Below are 23717 nucleotides of genomic sequence, written 5' to 3'. Positions count from 1 at the left end.
CAGAAGGGGGACGCGGGTGGCGCCTGGCAGTGGATAAAGGCAAATGCGGCTGTGGTGCGCGGCTGACGCGGCACCGGTGCAACGCAAAGCGGTTTCATGGTGAAATCAGCTTCTACGAAAACCATAAGGGGCACCTTCCTGCCGGCCAATGCCCCACCTTCCCTTGCGTAAATGTGCATTTTTGCGTCGCGCAGGCAAGTGGTTTTCTCGCCCTTTCAGCTGCACGCGAAAAGTGCATCCGCCATTTACGCATTGGTTACCAATCGCTGCTCGCAGCGTTGACACGCGCGTCAATGTGGAATCCCGATATGCCCGCCGGGCATGGTTCAGTTGAACCGCGCCGCGCCAGCGTGATCCGATCAGGAGAGCGGCGAATGAGTGCCATTCAAGTCAAGCTTGCGCAGCTGCGCGCGAACGGCTGGACCATCACCGATCTGTTTCTCGTTGAGACCCCGTTGCCCGATGGCGGCGCAATGATGATCCTCCCGTCCGTCCCCGCGACGATCTTCCAGGCTCCCGGCGCCGCCATGGCCTTCGAAGTCCATGGCGCGATTCTGGGCGCATATACGGCCCAGGGCGGTCCGGCCGGAACGCTCGGTTATCCAGAGTCCGACGAGGTCGGCTGGTACGATTCCCACTCGCGGATGAGCATCTTCCAGCGCGGGGTGATAGGCTGGACCGCTGCACAAGGCACGATCATCCATAATGATAAGGTGGTTCACCATCTTGGTCTCGCCGCTGCGCGCGCGTATCAGCTGCTTAATCTGGCAACGGCCGATGCATCGGCCACGGTGCATCGCGAAGAAAACATCGCTGCAGGCGTGAACTGGTGCGGCTATGCCCTGGCCAACATGATGAAGGCGGGCGGCATGGACAAGGCACACACCGCACTCTTCGCCAACACGCAAGGGCTGCTCGACTACGGATCCTATTATACCCTCGACATCTATGGGGCGTCGCGCCCGAGGGCACGGGTCACAAAGATGCTGCCCAGCGGACTGGACATACGCGATGCCCATAGCGCCCGCAGATCCCAGCGCCGGATCGTCTTGTGGCCGGAGATCCAGCGCGAAACACCGCTTGACATCGCGCCCGGTGACATTGTGCTCGTCGACCACGATGCTGGCGGTGGACCCGACCACATCCAGATCGTCTATCACTGGCACCCGGCACAACGCGTGCTGACCACGATCGATGGGAACGGCGGCAGCTTCGTCCTGCGCAGCGTGCTCGAGCGTCAGTTCGGCGCACAGCTCAGGCCCAACGTGCATTTTCGCCCGGCACCGACAACGCCGGCAGCCGGCAGTGCGGTTGCTCCAGCCACAAAGCAGCAACACCTCAGGGCACTCGACGGTCTTGACGTGCTGTGGCCAATGCCGCAGGCAGGCTATGTCTCGATCGGCTGCCATGTCCTGACCGCAGCCGGACAGGTCAATCCCCCCGCGCCGACCTCTACAGCCCCACACTCGCGCGTCTTTGCCATCATACGGCCATCGATCATGGATTTCGAACACCACCGATACCAGAACATCTGACCGCGCAACGCACGATTATTCGCTCGATGGGCACTCGCTTTGACGATCGCGCCGGCATCCCTTTTCAAGCCCAGAAGTCGATTGCAAGCTGTTTCGAGGTAACGCCGCACGCCATGGCCATCGTCGGTTGAAAGATCGAAAATCCGCTTCATCTCCACGATCAGCAGTCGAGGTCGAGCTCAACGGCGGGTGTCAGGGGTTGTGCGAGTTTTCGGAGGCGGAGCAGTGCGATCGACCGCATCACAAGACCCATGGCGCTGGGACAACATTTGCCAAGGTCCTTATGACGGATCTCGATCTTGACGCTGAGTTTGCGCGTCGCGCCTGGTTCGAGTGCAAGCTGAGAAAAAGTTCGAAGCGTGGCGCGCAGGACCGTGGCGATGCGTACTCGGTCTCCATTTGGTAACACGTTCCAGGCTATCACTGATCCCATGGGCGGAACGATTGATCCCTTCGATGCTGTCATTATTGCCGTAGCCGCCATCGTGGTATGGGCCCTTCTTTCGCGTCTGTATCGCGGCAGGGCTGGGGCCCCACCATTATCGAAGCCAGAAGCGGAGCACCGGTTCGCCACGGTGTTCGGCTTGACGCCGATCGAGCGTCAAGAAGCGCTCATCAGCCACTACATGGCCAAACATCGCTGCAGCCGCCGCGAGGCGATGGACATTGCCATGGAAGCGCGTCACACCGATGAAGAGCACTGGTAACGCTTGATCTCAGTCGGGCCTTTGCCAAGCGGTCGATACCGGCGTTCCTCGAGACACTGTCTGTGGGGCTCCGTTTAGGCGTCGCCTGACTTTTGATGCAGGCAGTATAGTTTCTTCGCAATGCAGATTTGGCCTCTCGCGGGGCACGAAGCGCAACGCGCATCGGCAGGCGGCCTTAACGTCTCCTTCAGCTAATGCGGCCACTATCGTGTGTACGGATGAGTATTGAGTTCCGTCAGGCAACAGAGCCCCGTCGGCGACAGCTGGCGGGGCTTTGTCACGTTGCCAAGCCGCTCCCGACACAAGATGTTGCCCGAAAGGAGTAGAGCCGCGAAGAATGCCAATGACCGCCCGATTCAACGTATGATAACGGGTTTGGGCGATGCGGGTCCCTATGCGTCATCCTGAGATAGGATGGTAGCTTCGCCTGCCGAGCCGTTGCGGCCGTCAATCGGCATCGTTTCGTTTTGCAACTGATTTCTGCTGGTATCGCCCCTGAAGGGGTCTCTTCCCTTCTCTCGTGTCACCTCATTTGATATACATAAGGCATATCAGACGGAGCGTGCGATGCGAGCCCTTGTCGATATGAACGATCAGCAGGTCGAGGCCCTGGACATTCTTGCCAAGCGAGTACGCCGGTCGCGTGCGGCCCTCATCCGGGCGGCGATAGACGATTATCTCGACCGCCATCACCGCGAGCAGGTCGAGGACGGTTTTGGTCTGTGGGGGAAGAGTAAAGTTGATGGTCGAGTCTATCAGGAAAAGCTGCGCAGTGAATGGTAGGCGCACTTTTCGACACCAATACCCTCATTGACCATCTGAACGGTATCCCCCAAGCCCGAGACGAACTCGACCGGTTCGACAAACGCGCCATCAGCATCATTACCTGGATGGAGGTAATGGTAGGCGCAAGCGCCGATCTTGTCGAACCGACCCGGCTGTTTCTCGACGGCTTTGAAGTCATCGCGCTGGACGACGCGATCGCCAACCGCGCAGTTGCGTTGCGGCGTGCCCATCGCATCAAGCTACCCGACGCAGTGATTTGGGCCACGGCACAGACAGCAGGACGCCTGCTTGTGACCCGCAACACCAAGGACTTTCCACCGGACCATACGGGGATACGCGAACCCTACACCTTGTAGCGAACTCGCTGGGCGCTGCACAGAGTGTTCAGCTGGCAAGGGTGGTGGGCTGGCGTTCGGTCAAGCGCCGCCCGCCGACCGCCTGTTTCCTCGTCAGCCTCCGGGACCCCGCTGGAGCCCTGCATCGTTCTTTCAGTAGACGATCCGATTTGGCCACGAGACAATTCTTCGAGGTTGCGTAAAACGATAAAGCTTCGCGCTCACCTGCCCCAGCTTGAGGGGGTCGATTGCGTCCAACTGTGGGACGTGTGAGCATTCGGTGCGGCACCACGCGTATCGTGGGCCGCGTGTTACCTGTCGTGCTGACCAACTGCAACGGGCCGGCGCGAAGCATGGAAATGGCGTCGTTGCCGCCGCCATGAGCGGCCCTGGTCAGGATCAGTCGGCGTCGATATCGACGAGAAGTTTGTAGAGACAGTCACCCGGCACCGTCAGCATTGGGGCACGAAGGCACGCGACCATGCCGCTTTCGCTGAAATGCACCGGCTCCGGCTCCAGCCACGGACGATCGATGGTGTGAATGAAACCAGCAATCTGTCCGGCTTGCACGGCATCGCTCAACGCGGCCGCCGGCTCGAAAAGCCCCTTGCGCATGGCATAGACGAAGGCCCCCCTGCCCCGAACCCGCATGAAGCGCGTTTCCGGTAGCGGATCTGCATCATCGTCGGGCAAGATCCCGTAGTGTTTGAGAACACTGCGCAGTCCCCGTTGCGCAACGGCAAGTCCTTCCTTCGATAGCGACGCCCGACCGCCAAGTTCAGCGGTCAGCACCGGCACGCCAAGGTCACCCCCGGCCGCCGATAAAGTGGTACGCCCGCCTCCTCCAGACCCATCACTGATGGACGTGACCGGGGCAGCGAAGGCGCAGGCAAGCGCGCGCAGATCTTGATGCTCCCGCGCTCCCCCGCCGCTCCGGATCAGGGCGCACGGAATGTAGTCGCACGATCGACCGCCCGCGTGCAGATCGATGGCCACATCGGCCATCGGCAGCAGCACAGTGGTGACATAGTGCGCGATCATCGCGGTGGGGCCGCCGACGGCATTGCCGGGGAACGAGCGATTGAGGTTGCCGTCGTCCAGTGGGGACAGCCGCCGCCCTGCCTCGACAGCCGGAGCGTTCATGGAGGGCAGGATGATGATGCGGCCCTGTATGGTGGCCGGGTCGATCTCGCGTGCCAGTCTTGCCAGGGCCACCTGGCCTTCATACTCGTCGCCATGACTGCCCGCCATCAACAAGGCCGTCGGGCCCGCCCCGTTCCTGATGCAGATGACGGGAACGGGCACGACACCATATCCTGACAGGTCAACCGAGTGCGGCACTCTCAGCCAGTCGCATTGCTTGCCGTCGGCTTCGAAATCGACAGGGGTCCACACCTGTGTTTGATCGCTCATCAGGCTGCCTCAGTGCTTCAGGATGGTTTCGAGGAAAAGCCGTGACCGGGGATGGCCGCTGGTGCCGAAGAAGTCGCGCGCCGGAGCCCTGTCGAGGATCGAGCCGTCATCCATGAACACGACCCGATCGGCGACCTCGCGTGCGAAACCCATTTCGTGGGTGACGCACACCATGGTCATGCCATCGCGTGCCAGCGCGACCATGACGTCGAGCACCTCCTTGATCATCTCCGGATCAAGCGCCGATGTCGGCTCGTCGAACAGCATGATGCGAGGATTGAGGCACAGTGCGCGGGCGATCGCGACGCGCTGCTGCTGTCCGCCCGAGAGCTGGCTTGGATACGAGCCCGCCTTCTCCGGGATCTTCACTTTCTCGAGATGCGCCATCGCGATGCTTTCTGCTTCAACGCGGCTTTTGCCCGCGACACGGCGCAATGCGAGCGTGCAGTTGCCCAGAACCGTCAGATGCGGAAACAGGTTGAAGCTCTGGAACACCATGCCGGTCTGCCGGCGCGCGGCAGCCGTCTCCTTGCCGCTGAGACCAAGTGTGGTGCCTGCGAGGCGCAACACTCCCTTTTGGTAGCTCTCAAGCCCGTTGATGCAGCGGATCAGGGTGGATTTGCCCGACCCCGATGGTCCGCAGACAACGACCCGCTTGCCGCTGGCGACGCTGAAATCGATGTCCTTGAGTACGTGCAGGGCGCCAAACCATTTGTTGAGCCCCTGAATGTCGACGAGTGTGTCCGATTGTGGGTGCATGCCTTGATCCGGTTGATTTGGTTATCGTACGCCGACGGCAAGCAGCCGCCGCTCGAGCCGCTTGACGGCCTGCGAGATCGCCAGCGCGAGCGCGAGGAAGATCAGGCCGGCCATCATCAATGGCTCGGTGTAACGGTAGGTCTGCGATGCGATGTCGAAGGCGCGGCCCAGCATCTCCGGGACGGCAAGCACCGCCAGGTATGGGGTCGCCTTCAGGATGGAGACAAAGTAGTTGCCGAGCGGTGCCGCGATGTTTCGCAGCATCTGTGGCGCGATGACGTGGATGATCGTATCACGCCGGCTAAGCGACAGGGCTTTTGCCGCTTCCGGCTGCCCTTTGGGGATCGCGTCGATGCCGGCCTTGAAGACTTCCGCCAGATAGCCGCTGTAATAGATGCTTAGCCCCATGACGCCGACCGTCATCGAGCCAAGGCGGATGCCGTAGAATGGCAGGACGAAGTAGAGGAAATAGAGCCAGCCAAGGAGCGGCGTCGATCGGATGAAGTCGACCGCGAACCCGATGAGGAAGCCCGTTACGCCGCCAAGACGGCGAACGATGTCGAAGACGAAACCGATCGCGGCCGCACCCACGCAACTGAGTAGCGCGACGAAAAGCGTGGTTCCGACGGCGCCCAGTATGATGGGCACGCTGGACAGCGCGAAGTGCAGGTCAAATCCCACTGGTGCGCCCTCCCGGTACGCCGACCCGGCTTTCAAGCCAGCGGCCGAACAGGGCGATCGGGTAGCAGACCACGAAAAATGCCAGCAAAAGCGCGGTGTAGATGGCGACCGGATTGTACTCGATCTGCGATATCTCCTTGGCGCGGAACGTCATGTCGGTCAGCGTGACCAGCGACACCAGCGCCGTCCCCTTCAGAAGCTGGATCAGCGTGTTGACGAAGGTCGGGCTCATCGCGACCAGCGCCTGGGGCAGTTCGATCAGCAGGAGGATGGCTGGACCTGAAAGCCCAAGGGCGCACCCGGCCTCCCGCTGGCCTGACGGAAGCGCCTGAAGACCGGCACGCACAGCCTGACTGGCATAGCCGCCCGCGTTCAAGCCCAGCACCATGGCGCTGACTGTCATCGCCGAAAGCGTGACGCCCACCACCGGCAGGGCATAATAGAAGACGAACAGCAAGATGATGACGGCGGAGCTGCGCCAGAATTCAATGATGCAGGTCACGCAGAAACGCACGACGCCGGTCGTCAGATATTGCGCGACGCCGAACACCAGGGCGAAGGGAATGGCGAAGACGAGGCCATAGGCGGTGACCGACAAGGTAGTGCCGAGCCCCTCCAAGATCCCCAGCCATATCTCGAACATGCTCATCGACATCGTCAGGGCCGAGCGTTGCAGAGATCGTCGGTCGTGATGCCGTCAGCCACCGTCTCAGGCTCGCCGAAGCCGTATTTGGCCATGATGTCGGTGAACGCATCGGTGGTTTTCAGCTTGGCCAGCTGCTGGTCATAGAGATCCCTCAGATCAAGATCGTCTTGCCGAAATGCGATCGCCGCATAGTTGGTGCTTGCCTCGCCGACGTCGAATGGCAGCGCCCGTTCGAGACCCGTGGAGCCATTGCCGGCCATGAGGCCGATGACGGTGGGAGACGCCATCAGGGCCGTATCGATCCGCCCTGCCCGCAGCGCCGACAGATTTGCCTCGATATCGGGGAAGAGCAGCATCCGGCTCTCAGGAACGCCGGCAGCTTTCGCATTGGTGACCACCACACTGCCGCGTCCGGCACCCATGATGATGGTGTCGTCGGCCGCGATGTCGGCATAGCCCTGGATGTTCTTCGGATTGCCCTCCAGGACGATGGCGGCGTCGGGAGCCTGAAGGTCGGGCGCGCCGAAGGCGACCTGCGCGCAGCGCTGGGGCGTGATGGCAAGCCCTGATGCAACCGCATCGAAGCGTCCGGCCAGGAGGCCTGGAATGAGGGCGCCGAACTCGGTGATCTGAAATTCCAGGTCGTCGACGCCCAGCTCCGCGAAGGCAGCCTTGAGGATATCAGGGTGCCATCCCGTAGCCTCCCCGGTACCATCCTCGCGAAAACCCCATGGCGAGCGGTTGTGGATGCCGACAACGATCCTGCCTTCACGAAGAACCCGTTCTTTCGTGGTTTCGGCATGAGCCTCGCCGAACGGGCTCCACATGACGAATAGTGCGGCCGCTGTCGCGACCATTCCCTGACCAATCGTATTGCGCATGAATAACCCTCCTTGTTTCTCAAAAAAAGCCTTCTCCCCGCGAGGGCGTTGAAGGCGGATCTTCCCGGCCACGACTGTTCGTGACACGGAAACAGAAATGGAAAGATGTGTGCGTGGCGCGTTCTGAGCTGGCTGTTGGACGGCTGCACAGATGCGAATGTTTGTTCCCCTTTAGTCGGCCGAAAGGGTGTTGAGAGCCTTGTAGGTTGAGACCCAGATCCGATACCTTTCCTCGTCACCGCGCATGCGCGCTTCAAACGCACACCAGGCAGCGACAGTGGACGACCCCACCGGGTGGATTGGGTTTTCTAGGAGGCCTGCGGCCGGGTATGCCGACCCCTGCCCTATCCTGGCCATGATGCGATGAAGATCGCTCATCGCGGAACGGATGAGGTCGATCGGAAAATCACTAAGATCCGTGTCGTCTTCGCTCTCTCGAACAACGACCGAGAGCTTGGCGGCAATACCGGTAAGCGACGTGGCCTGTATCTGGGAAAGCCTACTCAAGAGTTGCTGCTCTCGCCCTGCGGCAAGCGTTTCTTCCGCCTTTGCCGCCAGATAGGCTTCTCGGACGGAGACGCGCGGTTTTCGGTGGCCGGTGCAAGGCGTATCAGCGGCATCTGCCGAGTCGGCGCCAAACATGAGCTGGGTTTCCAGCCGCTGCTGTTTGCTGCAGTGACTTTCCCTGGACGCATGGGCTTCAGTCCAGGCAAGCGCGACGGTCACGGCAGGATCGGATGAGGCTCCGGGTTTGCCTTGGGAGATTGCGGACAATGCCATGAAGTTTGTTCCGTCATGTTCGCAGCGCGTGACGGAAGGCAAAGTCGTGGTATGGTCGGAATCAGCCATGATCCGAGCTCCAGACAGCTTGGTTTTGGTCAGGTCGAGTGATGTGTTGCAACCACATTCGCTCGACCGCTCGTACGTCCAACAAGGTTAGTTGGAGAACGCGATAGTGGGACCATATGAGAACGCGGGACGCAAATCAAGCCCTATGGCATCAAATGATACTTTTGGCGTAACCTTAACTGGTACGCAGCTTCGTGCGGCTCGGGCTCTCTTGAAGATGGACCAGAAGTCACTTGCAGATTTGTCTAATGTTTCGATAGCCACCATTAAGCGCGTCGAGCCGCAAAGCGATCCGATAAAGGCGAATAGAGTAACGATATTGGCGCTTCGACAGGCTTTGGAGAATGCGGGGGTCGAATTTATTCCCGAGAATGGTGGCGGTGTAGGCGTGCGCTTGTCGAAGCGTTCGACCTCACTTTGACGTGCTTTATGCGGGGTGCCGAGGGCCTGTTGGCATAGTCCTTGGGCCAAATGCGTGATGCGGCGAGGCACAGGCCAAGAAGCACTTGGCGGTTTTGTCGTAGAGTGTGGCGCTGCGCCGTGCCTGGTTCAACCGGTTGAACAGAAGTTGGATGCGATTGCGTTCCCGTTATTGGAAGTCACAGGCAGCCCGTATTCGACGGTTGGCCTTCGGCGGGATCACCTGCATGACGCCTGTCAGAAGCACGGACTGGCGAACCTCGTCGCCGTCGTAGCCCTTATCGGCTAGGATAAGACCTGACTTGCCAACGGCCATGGCCAGAAGGGTGCGAACGGCTAGGTAGTCGAAGGGCTCGCCGCCTGTCAGTACGAAGCCAAGAGGGCCCCCTGACCGTACGTACGGGCATGGATCTTCGACGTAAAGCCGCCCAGTTTTCGACCAAAGCCCTGCGTATAGGTCCCCTTTTAGCGCCTGCTGCCTGCGAATGGCCGCGAACAGTGGTGGAGTCGATCATATGCTGCCAGTCGTCTGTCAGCCCGCGTTCCACGAGTGTCCCCAACATTGCATCCCAGATGCCTTGCTCGGACCAGCGCCTGCCGTACATAGAACGAGTTCTACTTGCCCTATCGATCGTGTGTGCCGCGCCACGGGCAGCCGGCCCGCAGGGCGGGCAGCATGCCGTCGAGAAAGCGATGGTTGTCGTGCGACGCGCGAGCCTTGCGACCTCGCTCGCTTGGCAGAAGCTCGTTGATGACGGCCCATCCCTCGTCCGAGAGATCGCCCCGCGCCAATGCCGCCTCCTAAAAGGAAGCCGTGAATCACGCTTCAGACGATCTGGGAATCCATTCTGTCAACAGGGCCTAATTCCTAGCAGCGTGGATCGCCGCTCGGCCCCAGCCGCTTGTTAGGTAGGTGAGCAGGTCAATGATCATTCGCGTTTGTCTTTTCAGTTGCTTATCTAATTCGGGGCTGCCTCCCCTCCTGGTGGAGTTGAGTGAGGGAACGCAGATGGTCTCTTATCGCACTACCGGAATCCCGTGATGGTCAGATGCATTCCGTCTGGCTAACTCCAACCCCTGAACATTTCGAAGCACCGCCGCGACTGAATGTGGGGAGCGCGGCGCCCATTACGGCTTAGGGGAGCAGCGATGGATAAGCGCCGTGACAGACAACTCATGAATCAGGTGGCCTCGCTTCTCGACGGGTTGGAAACGTGTCGCGACGAGAAGCATTTGAAGTCAGCGTTGCACCGCTTTACACGGTCTATTGGGTTCGAGCATTTTGCATATGTTTGCGCCGCAGGGCAGGATGCCAAGACGGTCACCGATCTGCCGGTCGAGTGGGAGCGGCGATACAACAACGAGCGCTATGTGGTGGTAGACCCGGTGGTGCGGCATGCACGACAGTCGTCGGCCCCCTTTGTCTGGTCGCTCCCAACTCTAGCCGACAAGAGTGGCGCCAGTGCCAAATTCCGGGACGAAATTGCAAAAGTCGGCGTCGTGTCAGGGGCAACTATCCCTATGCAAGCGGGATTTGGGCGAACTGCCATGCTCTCGTTCATTTCAGCCGAACAGATGCAGCCGCAGATAGGATTAGATGCACTGCAAAGTGCTCTCGTAGCTGTTGCATACACGCATTTCCATGTCATGCAGAAAGTCCCGCCGATCTCGGCGCGGCACGATCAGCGTCTGACACCTCGCGAAAAAATGTGCGTGATCTGGACATCGCTCGGGAAGCGCCAAGCCGATATCGCACAGATCTACGGCCTGTCTGAGAAAACGGTGCGTTTCTACCTGGATAACGCAAAGGCGAAGTTCAATGCAGACAATGTCGCGCATCTGATCCGCCTCGCGGGTGAGGCAGGCATACTGACACGCTAGTAGAGTGGCCCTTCTTTGTCACGGTTGCCGGCGGCGGTAGGTCAGAGTGCGGATGGTTGGGTTGCGGACGCGGCGACTGACATTGACCACCAGGCAGTGCTTCGCAAAATGAAGGGCAAAATCACCGAAATCGACCATCTTTTCCAAACGTGCAGGCAGCGGCCAAGCTGCTACCTAAGTAACCGGCCACCTTAGACGTTGGTTAATCAATTTAATTGCAGTATTATAATCACTCGTTCGCTAGCAGCCCCCGATGGACCAGTCTTCATGGATGGTTCGCACATTGGAATGAGAGGAGAAAGCCAACTTGGGCAGGCGATGGATGGACATCACCGGTGAGCGCTATGGCCGTCTGGTCGCACTCGAGATTTTGCGAGAAAGGCAAGGCACCAATACGCTTTGGCGCTTCAAGTGCGACTGCGGCAACGTCACCATACAGCCGCTGCACAATGTGAGGCATGGCACCACTGAGAGCTGCGGCTGTCTGCGCGACGAGATACTGGTAGCGCGCGTGCAAACCCATGGCCACCGAAAGGCCAGCCAAACGAGCCGCACCCTCAACCAATACAACCACGCCAAGAACCGCTGCTTCAATCCGCGCAACAAGCGCTACGCAGAGTTCGGCGGCCGGGGGATTTCGATGGACCCAGAATGGAAGGCCGGCTTCGTCAATTTTCTTGCCACAATGGGAGAATGCCCGCCCGGTCTCTCATTGCAGAGGATGGATAAGGACGGCGACTTCGAGCCAGGAAACTGCTTTTGGGCGCCGGCTCGAGAGATATCTCGGCGCGTCGATGTCCGAAAGACTCCGCCAAAGCGTGCTGACGCGGTCGATGCCTGAACTTCCCTCTCTGTGGAGCACTGTCACTATTGCCGATAGCACGGCAGCTACCAATGCGCCTCATTTGAAGAGGCCGAGGGGATCAGGTCGCGTGCGTTTCAGGCTTGACGTTCATCCACAGGCAGTTGAGAGATTCGACGACGCTTGAAGAGAATCTCTGGTGGTTGCGTTGGTGGGGACCAGCAGCGCGCTGATGTCGAGTTTGTCGTCACGGATGACCTCGCATTCTTCTACGTTGTAGCGGTCGTCCATTTCGGCACCGCGCGTCTCGCCAAAACACACGGTTGCACGCCGAAGCGCTGAAATGGGCGCGATCTGCACACTCAATTCTTCAGCCTTCTCCTCGGGACAATTTCATTGGTCATCTAGTGTCGTCATCTGTGCAGTGAGAAGCAGTACGATTAAAGCGGCGGTGGGGTTAGTCGGGAGCGAGCATCACAAAAGTTGCGTGCGTCCTCAACTACACCGTCGTCGATCGGCCAAGCGATCTCTATGGCAGATGAACTCCGGCAGCAGTCATCAGGCGGGTGGTTCACCCACGGTGAAGCGCCTGCCCACTATTAACAATGAGGCGCATTTGCACTCCTCCTATATTGCTGTGAGATTTACTTTGTGATTATGTGTAGGCGGCGCGGCGTTAGCCAGTCGGGGCGGCCTCCGGTGACACGGGTTCGCACGCCGCGAGGGGGGACGAATGGCCTCTCGCGGCCGCCACATTTTCCGGAAATACTTCGCCCCTGGGGCGACTGACTTGGTTATCCGCGATTGCGGATCGGGTCGGCGTCGCGTGTCGAACCTCGGTTCTCGCCACCACAAAACTGCGATGGAACGTATCGGGGCATCGCCGGTTGAATATGCACAGGTGTTTACCCGATGCCTGTACAGTCTGCCCGATGCATGATGCCCCACTCCCAAACGAGCAGCGTTGGCTTTACTTTGAGCCGGCCGATCTTTGTCAGGTGCCAGCCGCGCTAGGATTATGGTTTTGCGAGCTGGAAAGACAAGCTGTGCCAATCGCCACCGCGACTGTTCCACATCCGCCGTCCGCCGACCTCTCTGACCGTCGACGAAGAGGCGCCACCTAGCGTGTCGGCGATCTGGGTGCGGAGGCGGGCGGCCTTGGAACATTCCTGCATCGTCGGCGCTAAATAATCCACTCCGTTCAGCAATTTTCACATATGAGGGTGGTCAGGAGCGCGATGGTTATCACCGAGGCATCGCCATGGATTGTGAAACTGGGAGCACCTTTGCTCTTACCTACATCCGCCGCCATGTCGGACATTAACACGTTGCAGTCGAGGCCATGAAGTGGCTCAGCTAAGCAACACCGTCTCGCGATAGCCCAGGCGAATGCCAATGATTAAGTTGCGTGCGGCGGAGCGTAGAAATCTGCCAGCCTAGCGTAGCGAACAATTCCTGCTGGTCAAAACCCGGCGCCACCGGTCGGTCCAAGGAATGTCGATCCGCCATTGCAGCCAGTCAATAGGCGAGGCCAAGCGACCGGGGAAGCCCGCGATGCGAGTATGATCAAAACCGCGTTGGTCTTGTTTGCACCATGTAAACCGGCCGGAGGTTTCCCTCTCGGCCCGCATTATCGATGCAACGATCGTTGAGTTCGAGGCTGGCGCTAGGCCAGCTTGTTCATCAACTTTTCCAGACGCTCGAGCCGCTGTTCCAATGTCTCGTTAGCGCGCGCGCGCTCCTCGATGCGAGCCTCGGTGCCGAAGATCAGCTCGTGATGCAGCGGATCGTAAAAGCGCAGCATCTGGATCGCGAAATCGCGGACCGACACGTTCAGCGCCTCCGCAAATGCCTTGGTCTGCCCGGGCGGCACGCGGCCGCGGCCCGATTCGATCTGCGAGATGAAGGTGTAATATTCTAGCCCTACGCGCTTCGCCAGCTCGCGTTGTGAGTAGCCGGCTTCCTCACGAAGCTTGCGCAGCCAGGAGCCGGCTTCCTGCCGCAGCTTCTGGACTTCCTCCTGATCCATGCTTTGTTGTGGATGCGTGTACATTTTTGACCCGACGCCTTTGATTCTATCAGCCCTTGCGCCACGCCTGGTATGCCCCCGGCTGTAGCCATCAAGGCGACACTATTCAACATCACGCAGTTTGTCCAGTGATTACATTACACAAAAATGGGAGCAGGCGTAGATGGCGACCGTTCTTTTTCATCGGCCTTGGTAGGCTCAAGCGCCAGTAAAACAAGGCGTTAACGGGTCATTCACTCTAAGACGGCCACGAGAAACGATCATTGTAAGCTTCACTAAGCACCACCCGGAGGTAAAGCTCGTGCGACGAAAAAAATAACAGTGAACGCTTGACGAGCCCCGCCGACGCGACTACAAACCCCGCTGACGATAAGTCGTCTTTTCTATAAAAGAGGAATCACACCATGGCTAGTATCCAGGGCATTTATGTAGCCCTTTTCGGGCGCCCGGCTGACCCGCTCGGCCTCGCATTCTATAACGAAGCCACCAACGAAGGTGCTGACCTGACCGCCATCGGCGATCTGGCTGCTACCGCTGAGTACGAAGCTCGCTTCGACGATATGTCCTCGGCGCAGATCATCAACTCTCTTTACATCTCGCTGTTCAACCGTCCTGCCGAAGCTGCTGGCCTTGCGTTCTTCGCCAACGCTCTGAACTCCGGCGAACTGACGATCAACAACATCGCCATCGCGATTCTCGACGGTGCACAGGGCGCCGACCTCGATGTCGTCAATGCGAAGATCGCAGCGGCTGACCTGTTCACCGCCGCTCTGGACACCGACACCGAGATCGCTCTCTACACGGGCGAAGAAGCTGCTCAGGCTGGCCGCGACTTCCTGACGCCGGTCGTGTCGGAAGCCACCATCCCGACCGCTGAAGCAATCGACGACGCGATCGAGAATCTTCAGAACGTTCAGTTCCCGGGCAACCCGGATGTCGTGCTGGTAGCCGGCGCTGATTCCATCACCGTCAATCTCGACTCCGCAAATGCGGGCGTTGATGAGAGCACCCCGTATGACGACACCATCACAGCGGCTGTCGGCACCTGGGAGACTGGTGATGAGATCGACGGTGGCGACGGTGTCGATACTTTCAATGCAACGGTTGACGGCACTGCGCTCGTCCTCACTGAGGACAGCCTCGTTAGCGTCGAGATCGTCAACGTCAGCGTTGACGGCGGCGCTCAGGCACTGAACTTCGAGGACGTTTCTGGCGTTGAGCAGCTCTGGCATGCCGGCGCACTTGCTGCGACTGACGACCTGACTGTGACGGAAATCGCGGAAGGTATCACTGTCGGCGTCCGTGGTGACGTTAATGGCGCAACTTCCTCGTTCACTTTTGACAACGCTGACGAGGCCACTCTGGCGCTTGAAGACGTTGCGAATGGTGATGTAGTCGTCAACGACACGGACGTCGTCAACGTTATGGTTGACGGTGACTCCGCAGCTGATCTTTCGACCGACGGTGAGTCGATTGTGATGACCGGCGAAGGCGACTTCAACGGCTCGATCATTGCTGCTGGCGACTTCTCCTTTGACGCTTCCGGCCTGGACGGCGTTCTTACGGCCAGCTTCGCTGGTGTTGGCGCTGCTGCCGATGAGGTTACCGTTACCGGTACTTCGAGCGTTGACTCGATCACGCTTGGCAGCGCGGCGAACACGACCGTCGTTTACACCACGGAAGAGAAGTCGATCTACGCGACCGTCGAGACGCTTCTGGCGTTTGACGTCGGCACAGACGCGATTGACGTCTCGGCGTTCGGCCTCACCACGGAAGACTTCGTTGTGTTCGGCGCACTGGTGGACGGTTCCGCCTACACCGATGCCTCGATCGGCCTGTACGACAACGGCGCTGGCGACACCTATGTGTTCATCGACAGCAACAACAACGGCACGCTCGACCTGGCAAGCGACACGGCTATCCTGCTCGACACCGTTGCGATCGGCGCTCTCACGGACGCCAACTTCGTATTCTCGGCTTAATCGGCTCTGAGCATTCGAATAAAGACCCCCGGCAGAAATGCCGGGGGTTTTTCTTTGCGCCGAATCTTCTGATCGCCAGTCCCGAGATGATCAGCATGTAAGCTTGGCTGGCTCTGCGCAGATGCCAGCCGAATGTACCGCTCGCCCCGGGGTTCCAATGCGACTGCGGCCGGGAGACGATCGCGCTGCTGCACGATGTGCGCTTCGGCAACACGCGGAGCTGCGGGTGCCTTCGTGAGGATTTTGGCGAGGCGAAGGTTGTGCACGGGCATCGCCGCGAGCGCGGGACGAGCCGTACGCTCAATCAATACAACCACGCCAGGCGGGCCTGCTTCAACCCACGCTACAAGCGCTATGCCTCTATCGGCGGGTGGGGGATCGCGAAGTGCGAGCAGTGGCGCGAGGGGTTCCCGAACTTCCTCGCCGACATGGGGGCGTGCCCCTGACGGGCTGTCGCTGCGGTGGGTGGATGAGGACGGTGACTTCGAGCCGGGCAACTGCATCTTGGATAAAGAACCGGGTGCACGGCGATAAAAAAAGAGCCCGCACGAGGCGGGCTCTCTGAGTTCCCATAACGCGAGCGTTAGAGGATGAAGTTGTCGGCGGTCAGGTTGATATGCCCGACGAGATAGAGCTCGAAGTCAGTGCCGCCGCTCTGGGTGTTGTCGGCCTCAATATATGTGACAGCCCTGATCTGACCATTCACCCATGCATACGTATGATCCCAGACAAGCTCACCGTAGCTTGCGTTATTGTCCTCGCCACCGTAGCTGAACGCCTGGTTGCCAGGCTGGCTCAGCCTCGCATCAATGTCGGAAACATCAATCTTGTCAGTGTTCCGATCAAAGCCGGAGATCGCGCCCTTGTAGCCCACTGTGCTGTATTCGTAGATGGTGCCTTCTGCGACATCCGTGACGTCAACCGAAATGGTCCCGGAAACGTCGCTGAGAGAGCCGTCCGATGCCGTCACGGTCACGGTCTGGTCGCCATCCGTCTCGAAGTCGATGCCGGACTTTAGATAAAGGTCGCCATCGTAGATTTCGAAGTTGTTGTTGCTGACGCTGAAGGTGATGGTGTCGCCATCCGGGTCAACGGCAGAGAGGTCTGCAATCTTGACCCGCGAAGCGTTGTTCTCTGCGACTTCGTTTTCAACCTGAGTGACGGTCAGAACCGGCGCCTCGTTGACATCATTGATGCTGATCGTGACCGACTGCGTGGCGACGTTGCCGGAGAAGTCAGCTGCCAGAACGTCAATCGAGTAGGTTGTCTGATCGGCTTCGAAATTCTTGGTGTCGTTGATGGTCACGACGCCAGTCGCGGTATCGATCGTGAACTCACCGGCATCGGCACCAGCGAGCGAGTACTGGACAGCACCGCGATCGTCGTCTGCAACCGCCGTGTAGACCACGGAGCCAGCAGCTTCGTTCTCGTCGATCGAGCCAGCGTCACCCGAGGAGAACACCGGAGCAACAACGTCGCCCGCGCCGCCGCCGCCGCCGGGGTTCTGACCGGCCTGCGTCTGGAGTTCCAGAATGAGTGCGTCGATTTCAGCTTCGGTGGGAACATTGTCGGTGTCGACGCTGTCGAAATACTGGCGGACGAGGTCGGCGGCGTCTGCGCCGTCATAAGCTTCCACTTCTTCGTCTTGATCGAGACGCTCGAGGAAAAGGTCCGCAGCAGCGATCTTGGCGTTGACGGTGTCGAGATCAGTGCCCTGGGCGCCGTCGAGGATCGCGATGGCGATGTCGTTGATGGTGTAGGTGCCGTCTGCGAGACCATCGACGAAGAACTGCACGCCTTCATCTTCGCCTTCACGCTCGAACAGGCTCAGATAGATCGACTGGACAATCTCTTCGTCGGACATGCCGGTGAAGCGGTCCTGGTATTCTGCCGTGGAGGCCAGATCACCTATGGCGGTGAGGTCGGCGCCTTCGTTGGTCGCGTCGTTGAAAAATTCGAGACCGGCCGGGTCTGCCGGGCGCCCGAAGAGGGCGATGTAAATCCCCTGGATCGTTGCCATGTTAAACTCCCTGTTACGCTTCTTGCGTGAGACGCAAACCATTTGCGTAACGATCTCTTAACCCTCTGCCCGTGGGTTAATCAATAGTTAATGCGCCATATGGTTACTTTTGGCCGGCCCTGATGCAAAGTTGTATCGCCCCATCGCCGGCCTCTCCTAAGAAGTAAGCTGAGAACTCCGAGCTAAAAACGCAGGGGTCTTCGAAGGGGTACGAGCGCCTAGGAATATTGCGTGACCGCGGCAAACAAATCCGACGCTCTGGGCATGAAAAGCGCTGATTCCAGTACATTAAATTGAAGCTCACGCGGCAAATGTTCCGCAGAGGAAGGTTGCGATAGACGCCCTCCGCCACCGCTTAAGCCGCCTTCAACCTCCGCGCGCACTCTGTCGGCCGCGGTACGAGGGAGCTAGTCGGCGCTCACGCCTCTCGTGGTAATCCACCGTCACCCGGACGTCATCTTCGGGCGCGTCAGGTCGGCGCCTTCAAGGCCTGCGCTCCGCGAAGCGGTCCCCGCAGCGCAGCAGGGATAACCAAGGTTCCTTAACCTGCGGCTGAGGTTCATCGATACCGGAGTAGAACTGCTCACAGCCTTCGAGACCGGTTTGATTGCGGTTAACCTGACATAGCTCGCGACTTGGATCAGCACCCACGCCTCGCGAAACCGAGCCGCGTCTGAACCATTCTTGGCGCGCGATGGGTAGCCCGTGCGGCATGTGCGCTGGGCACTCCGCCAGGCCGGGCCAGTCGCCGCAACACCAGATGATCTTCCCACGCCCGCCAGTGCATTGAGGATGCCGATGGGCACGCCCGCGCCGGAGCGAGCTCGGTTCGCTTTGGCGAGCTTCGAGATTCACCGCCTTCGATGGTGATGTCAGCCGCTGCGCTGAAAAAGTTGAGGTCGATACCGTCCAGTGCCGTCAAGAACTCAGTAATGGATTGTCCGCGAACTCGATCGAGACCTCTCGGATGTCGCGGCCGATCTGGTAGATCCGGTTGGAAAGCCGCGCCAGTTGCAGCACACGGCGCCCACACGCATCTGTGGCGTTTGTCTGACCAGGGATTGACGGAACCACCGAACCTTGCTCGCCAAGTTTCGGGAGCGCGCACTATAGCCCACAGGCCGGATCCAATTGTGGCCGCTTAACCCGCGCCACATTGCCCGCGGCCACGCCCAAGCGATCGATACAGCTTAGATCCTCGGGAGGTCATTCCGACGTGTGTGCGCCGCGCAACTCGGACCCGATAGCGTAGCGATCAGATGGTCTGAAGATTGACTGCTTTTGGACCCTTGCCCATTTTGTCTGGCTCGACGTCAAACTGGACTTTCTGGCCGTCCACCAGGGTACGGAGACCCGAGCGCTCCAAAGCGGAAATGTGAACGAACACGTCCTTTGCGCCGTCATCTGGTGTGATGAAGCCGAAGCCCTTATCAGCATTGAAGAATTTTACAGTTCCGGTCGCCATTAGAAACTCCGTCCAACTCAGGCCCAGCGTCGATATCAAGCGGGACTACCCGCCGCGAAATCCAGGCTCTTGCGCGACGCTCAACGCATTGGCCCCAGTCAGCGTTGCTTTTCAGCCGACGGGCCGCACTATTGCGTGAGCGCGCGCAGTTGGCAAGCCGCGGGCATTGCATGTCACGCACCAGTCGAGAATAGCGGGCGCCATGGGGCAAAAGCTAAAAGCTATTGTCGGCGACTGCGTGTGCATCGGACGCCATTCGGTATCGAACCCGGCACAGCAACAACAGCCATATGATGCCTCCGAACAGCAGAGATGACACGCCGATCTGTCCATAGGTGGAGGACGCCCAGTTTGATCGCCAGATATCGGCGATGACGGGGGTGGACAACAAGACGATACCCAGCCAGCCGGCGCCGCGCAGGATGGGGGTCGACCAAGCCGGATCGTCTCGCCCGACGAAGAATGCGAAGGGCATCAGGAACCATGTATAGTAGTGCGACCATGAAATCGGGCTGATGACGCATGCAAGGGCCACGATCATCATGAATTCCACCTGAATTAGCGCCAGTGGGTGCGCCTGCCCGGAATCTCTGCCTGCGGGCATCAGCAAGGTGAGCACCACGAACGCAGCAATGCCTCCCACGACAATGGTGGAATAGAACCAATAGGCAGGCTCGAATGGGATTGGGCTCCAGTCGAACCATCCGTCGAGCCCGACCTGCATCCTCAGGAAGAACGCCTGAACGGACTGCGAATTGAACGCGGCGATTGGGTTGTCGCTGTAGGGCTTGATACACAGTTCGTACCAACTGACGTGCATGGCCCACCCAAACACCGCGAGTGAAAGCAGGCCCGCCGCCGCGCAACTGAGGGCACCACCTGCCACCACTGACCATCGCCGCCGAAAAAGAAAATAGATGCCGACAAGCAAGAGCGGCGGCTTGATCACCGCGGCGAACCCCAATAGCAAGCCCGCCGAGAACTCTGCTCCGCGCCGCAACCAGGTCAGGGCAATTGCGAACATCAACAGCAGTATGTGGCTGACATTGCCTTCCTTGAAGCCATAGATCATCGGCCCGTTGATCGCGAACACAAGCAGAAGCAGGACGGCGCTCTGCGCTTCAAGTTCTGCAAGGCGAACCAGCAGCCACCACGCAGCCAGGACGCAAAAGACGCCGATAATGGAAAACAGCACTGACGCCCAAAAGACGGGCAAGAGGCCAAGCGGCCAAAACAGATAGGCGATGATGGGCAGGTTGACGAAGCCGTCAGTGCCCCTTGCGATCATCGGCGACAATCCGTGCGGGCCCGCCTGGACTGCCACTCCAGCGAGATAATAGGCATCCCTGAAGTCCTGCAACACAACCGGCGGGTCCGATACCACCAACAAGAGCAGTGCCAGCCCCCCGCTGAACGCCATTGGCATCACAAACAGGCAGAGGACCGTTTGCCAAGGCGTCGCGCGCCATCGCGCCAGCAGGTTTGCGGGGACGTGATGTGAGGGAAGCGAACTCATGTTGCGCCGCGGATGTTTTCGCGACACGCTACCGCTTTGACAGCATCCCGGTGGCTGAGAGCCGATGACGACCCGCACAACCGGGGTGGCCGATCGCATCCAGCATAATTGTCGCAGATGGGGCGAAGCGCCATCGATCGTTTCCCAAGCCCGAGGCGGGCGACTAGGACTTCAGCATGAAGAACGTTCATTCTCCGCGCAACGGTTGATTCAAGACGATCTGAATTAAAGAAGACGAATTCGACCGCTATCAACCAAAGTTATTTTTTGCCACCTTAATGAGGACAATCGATTACGCGCCTTCGTTCGGAGGCTGTCGGGGCCCGCCGCAACTTGCAATTTTGTGTTGCTTCGCAACAGTGAACGAATGCCCTCTAGTCAGATTTAACCAATGAATGCAACGACAAGTGACAGGGTCACGCAGCTATGCTAGGACTTGCAGAAGCCACAAACTCGTCGAGTTCATAGCGACTAGAGCACGGGCGTTGGGTGGTTCATGGCCTTCAACTCGATCGAGTATGTTCTCTTCTTTGCGACCGTCATTGTCGTATATTTTATCGTAAATCAAAGATTTCGCCTGGACTGGCTTCTTACCGCAAGTCTATTTTTCTATGCATCTGCTGATCCGGTGCTTATCGTACATTTCATCATTGTCATTGTCGTCACCTATTTTCTGGCGTTGCGGATTGACGCACAGAGCGAAAAGGACAAGCGGAAGCGCTGGATGCTGATTGCAGTCGGTCTGCTCGTCTTCAATCTTTTCATCTTCAAATATACGATGTTCTTGAGTGATACTCTTCGATCACTCTCCGAGGCTAGCGGCGTCCCTTATCCGGTGCCGACGTTCCGCATCATGTTGCCGATAGGCATCTCGTTTTACACGTTTTCGCTGATCAGCTATGTTATTGATATCCAAAAGGGAATGCCCGCCGAGCGCCGCTTCAGAACTTTTGCGCTGTATGCGTCGTTCTTCCCCAAGATCGTGGCTGGCCCGATCGAACGCGCGAAGAAACTGATCCCACAGTTCGATGTTCCGCACAGTTTCGACTATGAGCGTGCCTATCTCGGCCTGCAGCTGATCTTGTGGGGCGCGTTCAAGAAGATTGTTGTTGCCGACAACATCGCGCCTTTCGTTGCGCGGGTGTACGACAACCCGCAGGGTGTTGATGGCGTCGCAGTGGTCGCGGCGACGGTGCTCTACGCCTTCCAGCTCTATTGCGATTTCAGCGGCTATACCGATATTGCAATAGGGTCCGCACTGATGATGGGGTTCCACCTCAGCCCCAATTTCAACCGGCCCTACATCGCCACGTCGATCCAGGACTACTGGAAGCGCTGGCATATATCGCTTTCGTCCTGGCTCACCGAATACGTCTATACGCCCATGTCGCGTACCACCTGGATCAAGATGAAGTGGTACAATCTCATGTTGCTCAGCCTTTTCGCCACATTCGTTGTGAGCGGGCTCTGGCACGGCGCTCAATGGACTTTCGTTGTCTGGGGAGCGCTCCATGGCAGCTATATCGTCATCTCGCAGTTGACGCAGAAGCAGCGCGGTAAGCTGGTGCGCTTCGTCGGTCTCAATAAATACCCCAGCGCGCTTCGTGCCTGGAAAATTGGCTGCACATTCACACTCGTGTGCCTGGCCTACATACTCTTCCGCTCCAGCAATCTTGCCGACGCAGCGGAGCTTTTCGCTCGTCTTCCTATCGGATGGATGAATCCGATAGAGGGGCTGAAGATTGTCATCGCCGGTTATCGCACCGAAATCCTGATATGCATCGCCGGCATCGGCGTGGTCTTGCTGATCGAGGCGATGCAGGGCAAGGCGCAGACGGGCCAAATCGCATTGTCCTCGCGGTGGATGCTGAATTACACCGCAGCGACCGCAATTATTCTCTTCGGCGCTCTATATCAAACAGATCAGCAATTTATCTATTTCCAGTTCTGATGGACAAACGCGCGCATGAGTACGGTAGTTGAGCAAAAGATGACCGAGGCGCAACCTTCACGCCCATTCGGCCCGGTGCGTTTCGTGGCGATGGTTGTACTGCTGGCGATGAGTGTTTTCGCAACGACAGCAGTCGCCGTTGTGCTGATCCCCGACGCGACCGACTATGTGCGAGCCGGCGTCATGAAGCACGATCGCCTGGCGTCGCTGCCGAGCCCGAAGATTGTCCTGATCGGTGGCTCGAACCTCGCCTACGGGACCGACGGCGCCTTGCTCGAACAAGAGACCGGATGCCCCGTCGTCAATATGGGTCTGAACGGCTATCTCGGCGTGCGGCTGATGCTGGCGGAAAGCGCGCCTCAATTGCATGCATCAGACATCGCGGTGATCTCACTAGAATACCAGAACTTCTACAATCCCAGCAACGGGGACCCCGTGAGCCAGCTCATGCTCGCCAAGGACAACCCGGAGATCATCCGCTATCTGTCTTGGTGGCAAAGGCTTGCCTCGCTCTCCCAACTTCCCCACGTGGCGCAGGAAAAGGTTCTGCGCGTCATGCATTCGGTCGTCTCTCCTCCTTCCGATAATCAGGAAGTGATCACGATCAAGTCGATTGAATCGCTTTCCGGCTTCGATAAATATGGCGGCTTGACCAGCCATCTCGGGGTCGAGTGGCCATACGCGGAGGTCGACAGGTTCGACCTGTCAGCAGCCACCATCGTTCCCGATGTGCTGCCACTTCTGCGGTCGTTCTCAGAAGAGATGAACGCACGCGGGGTGCGCGTGATATACTCGTATTCGCCGGTAAAGCGTGACTTTTTTGATGAACACGCGAAAGCGATCAATGCATTGCACGAACGATTGGCGGAGTTGCCTTCGCTCGTGGTGACCAGTCTGCCGGAAACCTTTGCCTATGATAATTCTCTCTTTTTTGACTCGATTTATCATCTGGGCGCCGAGGGCCGTGAACGGCGCTCGAAACAACTTGCAGCAGACATCAGGGATGCCGTATTTCAGGGCGGCGATTGCGTTGCGGGACCACTCGGGAAACAAGGGTAA

At 58.8% G+C, this 23717-nt stretch carries 21 protein-coding genes; 9 read left to right on the top strand and 12 right to left on the bottom strand.

The features are described from left to right. The first annotated feature begins 29 nt into the window (after positions 1-29). From AAFN84_RS22125 to AAFN84_RS22110, 4 genes are all read left to right on the top strand, one after another. Positions 30-1535, top strand: coding sequence for a hypothetical protein (locus AAFN84_RS22125; protein ID WP_347516871.1), 1506 nt, complete (start codon positions 30-32; stop codon positions 1533-1535). A 431-nt stretch (positions 1536-1966) separates the two neighbouring features. Then, on the top strand, positions 1967-2242 hold the full coding sequence (locus tag AAFN84_RS22120; protein ID WP_347516870.1) for a hypothetical protein: 276 nt from the start codon (positions 1967-1969) through the stop codon (positions 2240-2242). Between the two features lie 567 nt (positions 2243-2809). After that, a complete protein-coding gene (locus AAFN84_RS22115) occupies positions 2810-3025 on the top strand; it encodes a ribbon-helix-helix protein, CopG family (RefSeq protein ID WP_347516869.1) in 216 nt (71 codons plus the stop codon). Continuing rightward, positions 3019-3384, top strand: a complete 366-nt coding sequence (locus tag AAFN84_RS22110; RefSeq protein ID WP_347516868.1) for a type II toxin-antitoxin system VapC family toxin — start codon at positions 3019-3021, stop codon at positions 3382-3384. Before AAFN84_RS22115 ends, AAFN84_RS22110 begins: the two co-directional genes overlap by 7 nt. A 378-nt stretch (positions 3385-3762) precedes the next feature. Here the strand turns inward: AAFN84_RS22110 and AAFN84_RS22105 are convergent, their stop codons facing one another. The 7 genes from AAFN84_RS22105 to AAFN84_RS22075 form a co-directional block, all read right to left on the bottom strand. After that, positions 3763-4776, bottom strand: a complete 1014-nt coding sequence (locus AAFN84_RS22105) for a succinylglutamate desuccinylase/aspartoacylase family protein (RefSeq protein WP_347516867.1) — start codon at positions 4774-4776, stop codon at positions 3763-3765. Between the two features lie 9 nt (positions 4777-4785). Beyond that, complete coding sequence (locus tag AAFN84_RS22100; RefSeq protein ID WP_347516866.1) at positions 4786-5535, bottom strand: amino acid ABC transporter ATP-binding protein; 750 nt, start codon at positions 5533-5535, stop codon at positions 4786-4788. Between the two features lie 21 nt (positions 5536-5556). Then, positions 5557-6216: an ectoine/hydroxyectoine ABC transporter permease subunit EhuD gene (ehuD, locus tag AAFN84_RS22095; protein WP_347516865.1), complete on the bottom strand. Its 660-nt coding sequence runs from the start codon at positions 6214-6216 to the stop codon at positions 5557-5559. After that, positions 6206-6865, bottom strand: coding sequence for an amino acid ABC transporter permease (locus tag AAFN84_RS22090; RefSeq protein WP_347516864.1), 660 nt, complete (start codon positions 6863-6865; stop codon positions 6206-6208). Before AAFN84_RS22090 ends, ehuD begins: the two co-directional genes overlap by 11 nt. 8 nt (positions 6866-6873) lie before the next feature. Further along, on the bottom strand, positions 6874-7743 hold the full coding sequence (gene ehuB, locus AAFN84_RS22085; protein WP_347516863.1) for an ectoine/hydroxyectoine ABC transporter substrate-binding protein EhuB: 870 nt from the start codon (positions 7741-7743) through the stop codon (positions 6874-6876). Between the two features lie 171 nt (positions 7744-7914). Next, positions 7915-8592 carry a hypothetical protein gene (locus tag AAFN84_RS22080; RefSeq protein ID WP_347516862.1) on the bottom strand — a complete coding sequence of 226 codons (678 nt, stop codon included), beginning with the start codon at positions 8590-8592 and terminating at the stop codon, positions 7915-7917. 1044 nt (positions 8593-9636) lie between these two features. After that, positions 9637-9804: a transposase gene (locus AAFN84_RS22075; protein ID WP_347516861.1), complete on the bottom strand. Its 168-nt coding sequence runs from the start codon at positions 9802-9804 to the stop codon at positions 9637-9639. Between the two features lie 357 nt (positions 9805-10161). Here AAFN84_RS22075 and AAFN84_RS22070 point away from each other — a divergent pair, with 357 nt between their 5' ends. Both AAFN84_RS22070 and AAFN84_RS22065 read left to right on the top strand, forming a co-directional pair. Beyond that, complete coding sequence (locus tag AAFN84_RS22070; protein WP_347516860.1) at positions 10162-10893, top strand: autoinducer binding domain-containing protein; 732 nt, start codon at positions 10162-10164, stop codon at positions 10891-10893. A 322-nt stretch (positions 10894-11215) separates the two neighbouring features. Next, complete coding sequence (locus AAFN84_RS22065; RefSeq protein ID WP_347516859.1) at positions 11216-11734, top strand: hypothetical protein; 519 nt, start codon at positions 11216-11218, stop codon at positions 11732-11734. A 111-nt stretch (positions 11735-11845) separates the two neighbouring features. Here the strand turns inward: AAFN84_RS22065 and AAFN84_RS22060 are convergent, their stop codons facing one another. Continuing rightward, positions 11846-12061, bottom strand: coding sequence for a hypothetical protein (locus AAFN84_RS22060; protein ID WP_347516858.1), 216 nt, complete (start codon positions 12059-12061; stop codon positions 11846-11848). A 1300-nt stretch (positions 12062-13361) separates the two neighbouring features. Beyond that, complete coding sequence (locus AAFN84_RS22055) at positions 13362-13724, bottom strand: helix-turn-helix transcriptional regulator (protein WP_347516857.1); 363 nt, start codon at positions 13722-13724, stop codon at positions 13362-13364. A gap of 404 nt (positions 13725-14128) precedes the next feature. On the opposite strand from AAFN84_RS22055, the gene AAFN84_RS22050 reads away from it, so the two are divergent. Next, the gene (locus tag AAFN84_RS22050; protein WP_347516856.1) at positions 14129-15706 is read left to right on the top strand and encodes a DUF4214 domain-containing protein; all 1578 of its coding nucleotides are present in this window, start codon (positions 14129-14131) and stop codon (positions 15704-15706) included. 583 nt (positions 15707-16289) lie between these two features. Here AAFN84_RS22050 and AAFN84_RS22045 read toward each other — a convergent pair. The 3 genes from AAFN84_RS22045 to AAFN84_RS22035 all read right to left on the bottom strand — a co-directional run bounded on the left by AAFN84_RS22045 (position 16290) and on the right by AAFN84_RS22035 (position 20806). Continuing rightward, positions 16290-17726 (bottom strand): cadherin repeat domain-containing protein, encoded by a 1437-nt coding sequence (locus AAFN84_RS22045; protein ID WP_347516855.1) that lies wholly within the window; start codon positions 17724-17726, stop codon positions 16290-16292. Between the two features lie 1255 nt (positions 17727-18981). Further along, positions 18982-19191: a cold-shock protein gene (locus AAFN84_RS22040; protein ID WP_347516854.1), complete on the bottom strand. Its 210-nt coding sequence runs from the start codon at positions 19189-19191 to the stop codon at positions 18982-18984. 214 nt (positions 19192-19405) lie between these two features. Next, on the bottom strand, positions 19406-20806 hold the full coding sequence (locus AAFN84_RS22035) for a glycosyltransferase family 87 protein (protein ID WP_347516852.1): 1401 nt from the start codon (positions 20804-20806) through the stop codon (positions 19406-19408). Between the two features lie 397 nt (positions 20807-21203). Here AAFN84_RS22035 and AAFN84_RS22030 point away from each other — a divergent pair, with 397 nt between their 5' ends. Continuing rightward, positions 21204-22658: an MBOAT family O-acyltransferase gene (locus tag AAFN84_RS22030; protein WP_347516851.1), complete on the top strand. Its 1455-nt coding sequence runs from the start codon at positions 21204-21206 to the stop codon at positions 22656-22658. 15 nt (positions 22659-22673) lie between these two features. Further along, positions 22674-23717, top strand: a complete 1044-nt coding sequence (locus tag AAFN84_RS22025; RefSeq protein ID WP_347516850.1) for a hypothetical protein — start codon at positions 22674-22676, stop codon at positions 23715-23717.

The organism is Mesorhizobium sp. CAU 1741 (genome assembly GCF_039839275.1).
Classification (GTDB): Bacteria; Pseudomonadota; Alphaproteobacteria; order Rhizobiales; family Rhizobiaceae; genus Aerobium.
This window is presented reverse-complemented; position numbering and strand designations above follow the sequence as displayed.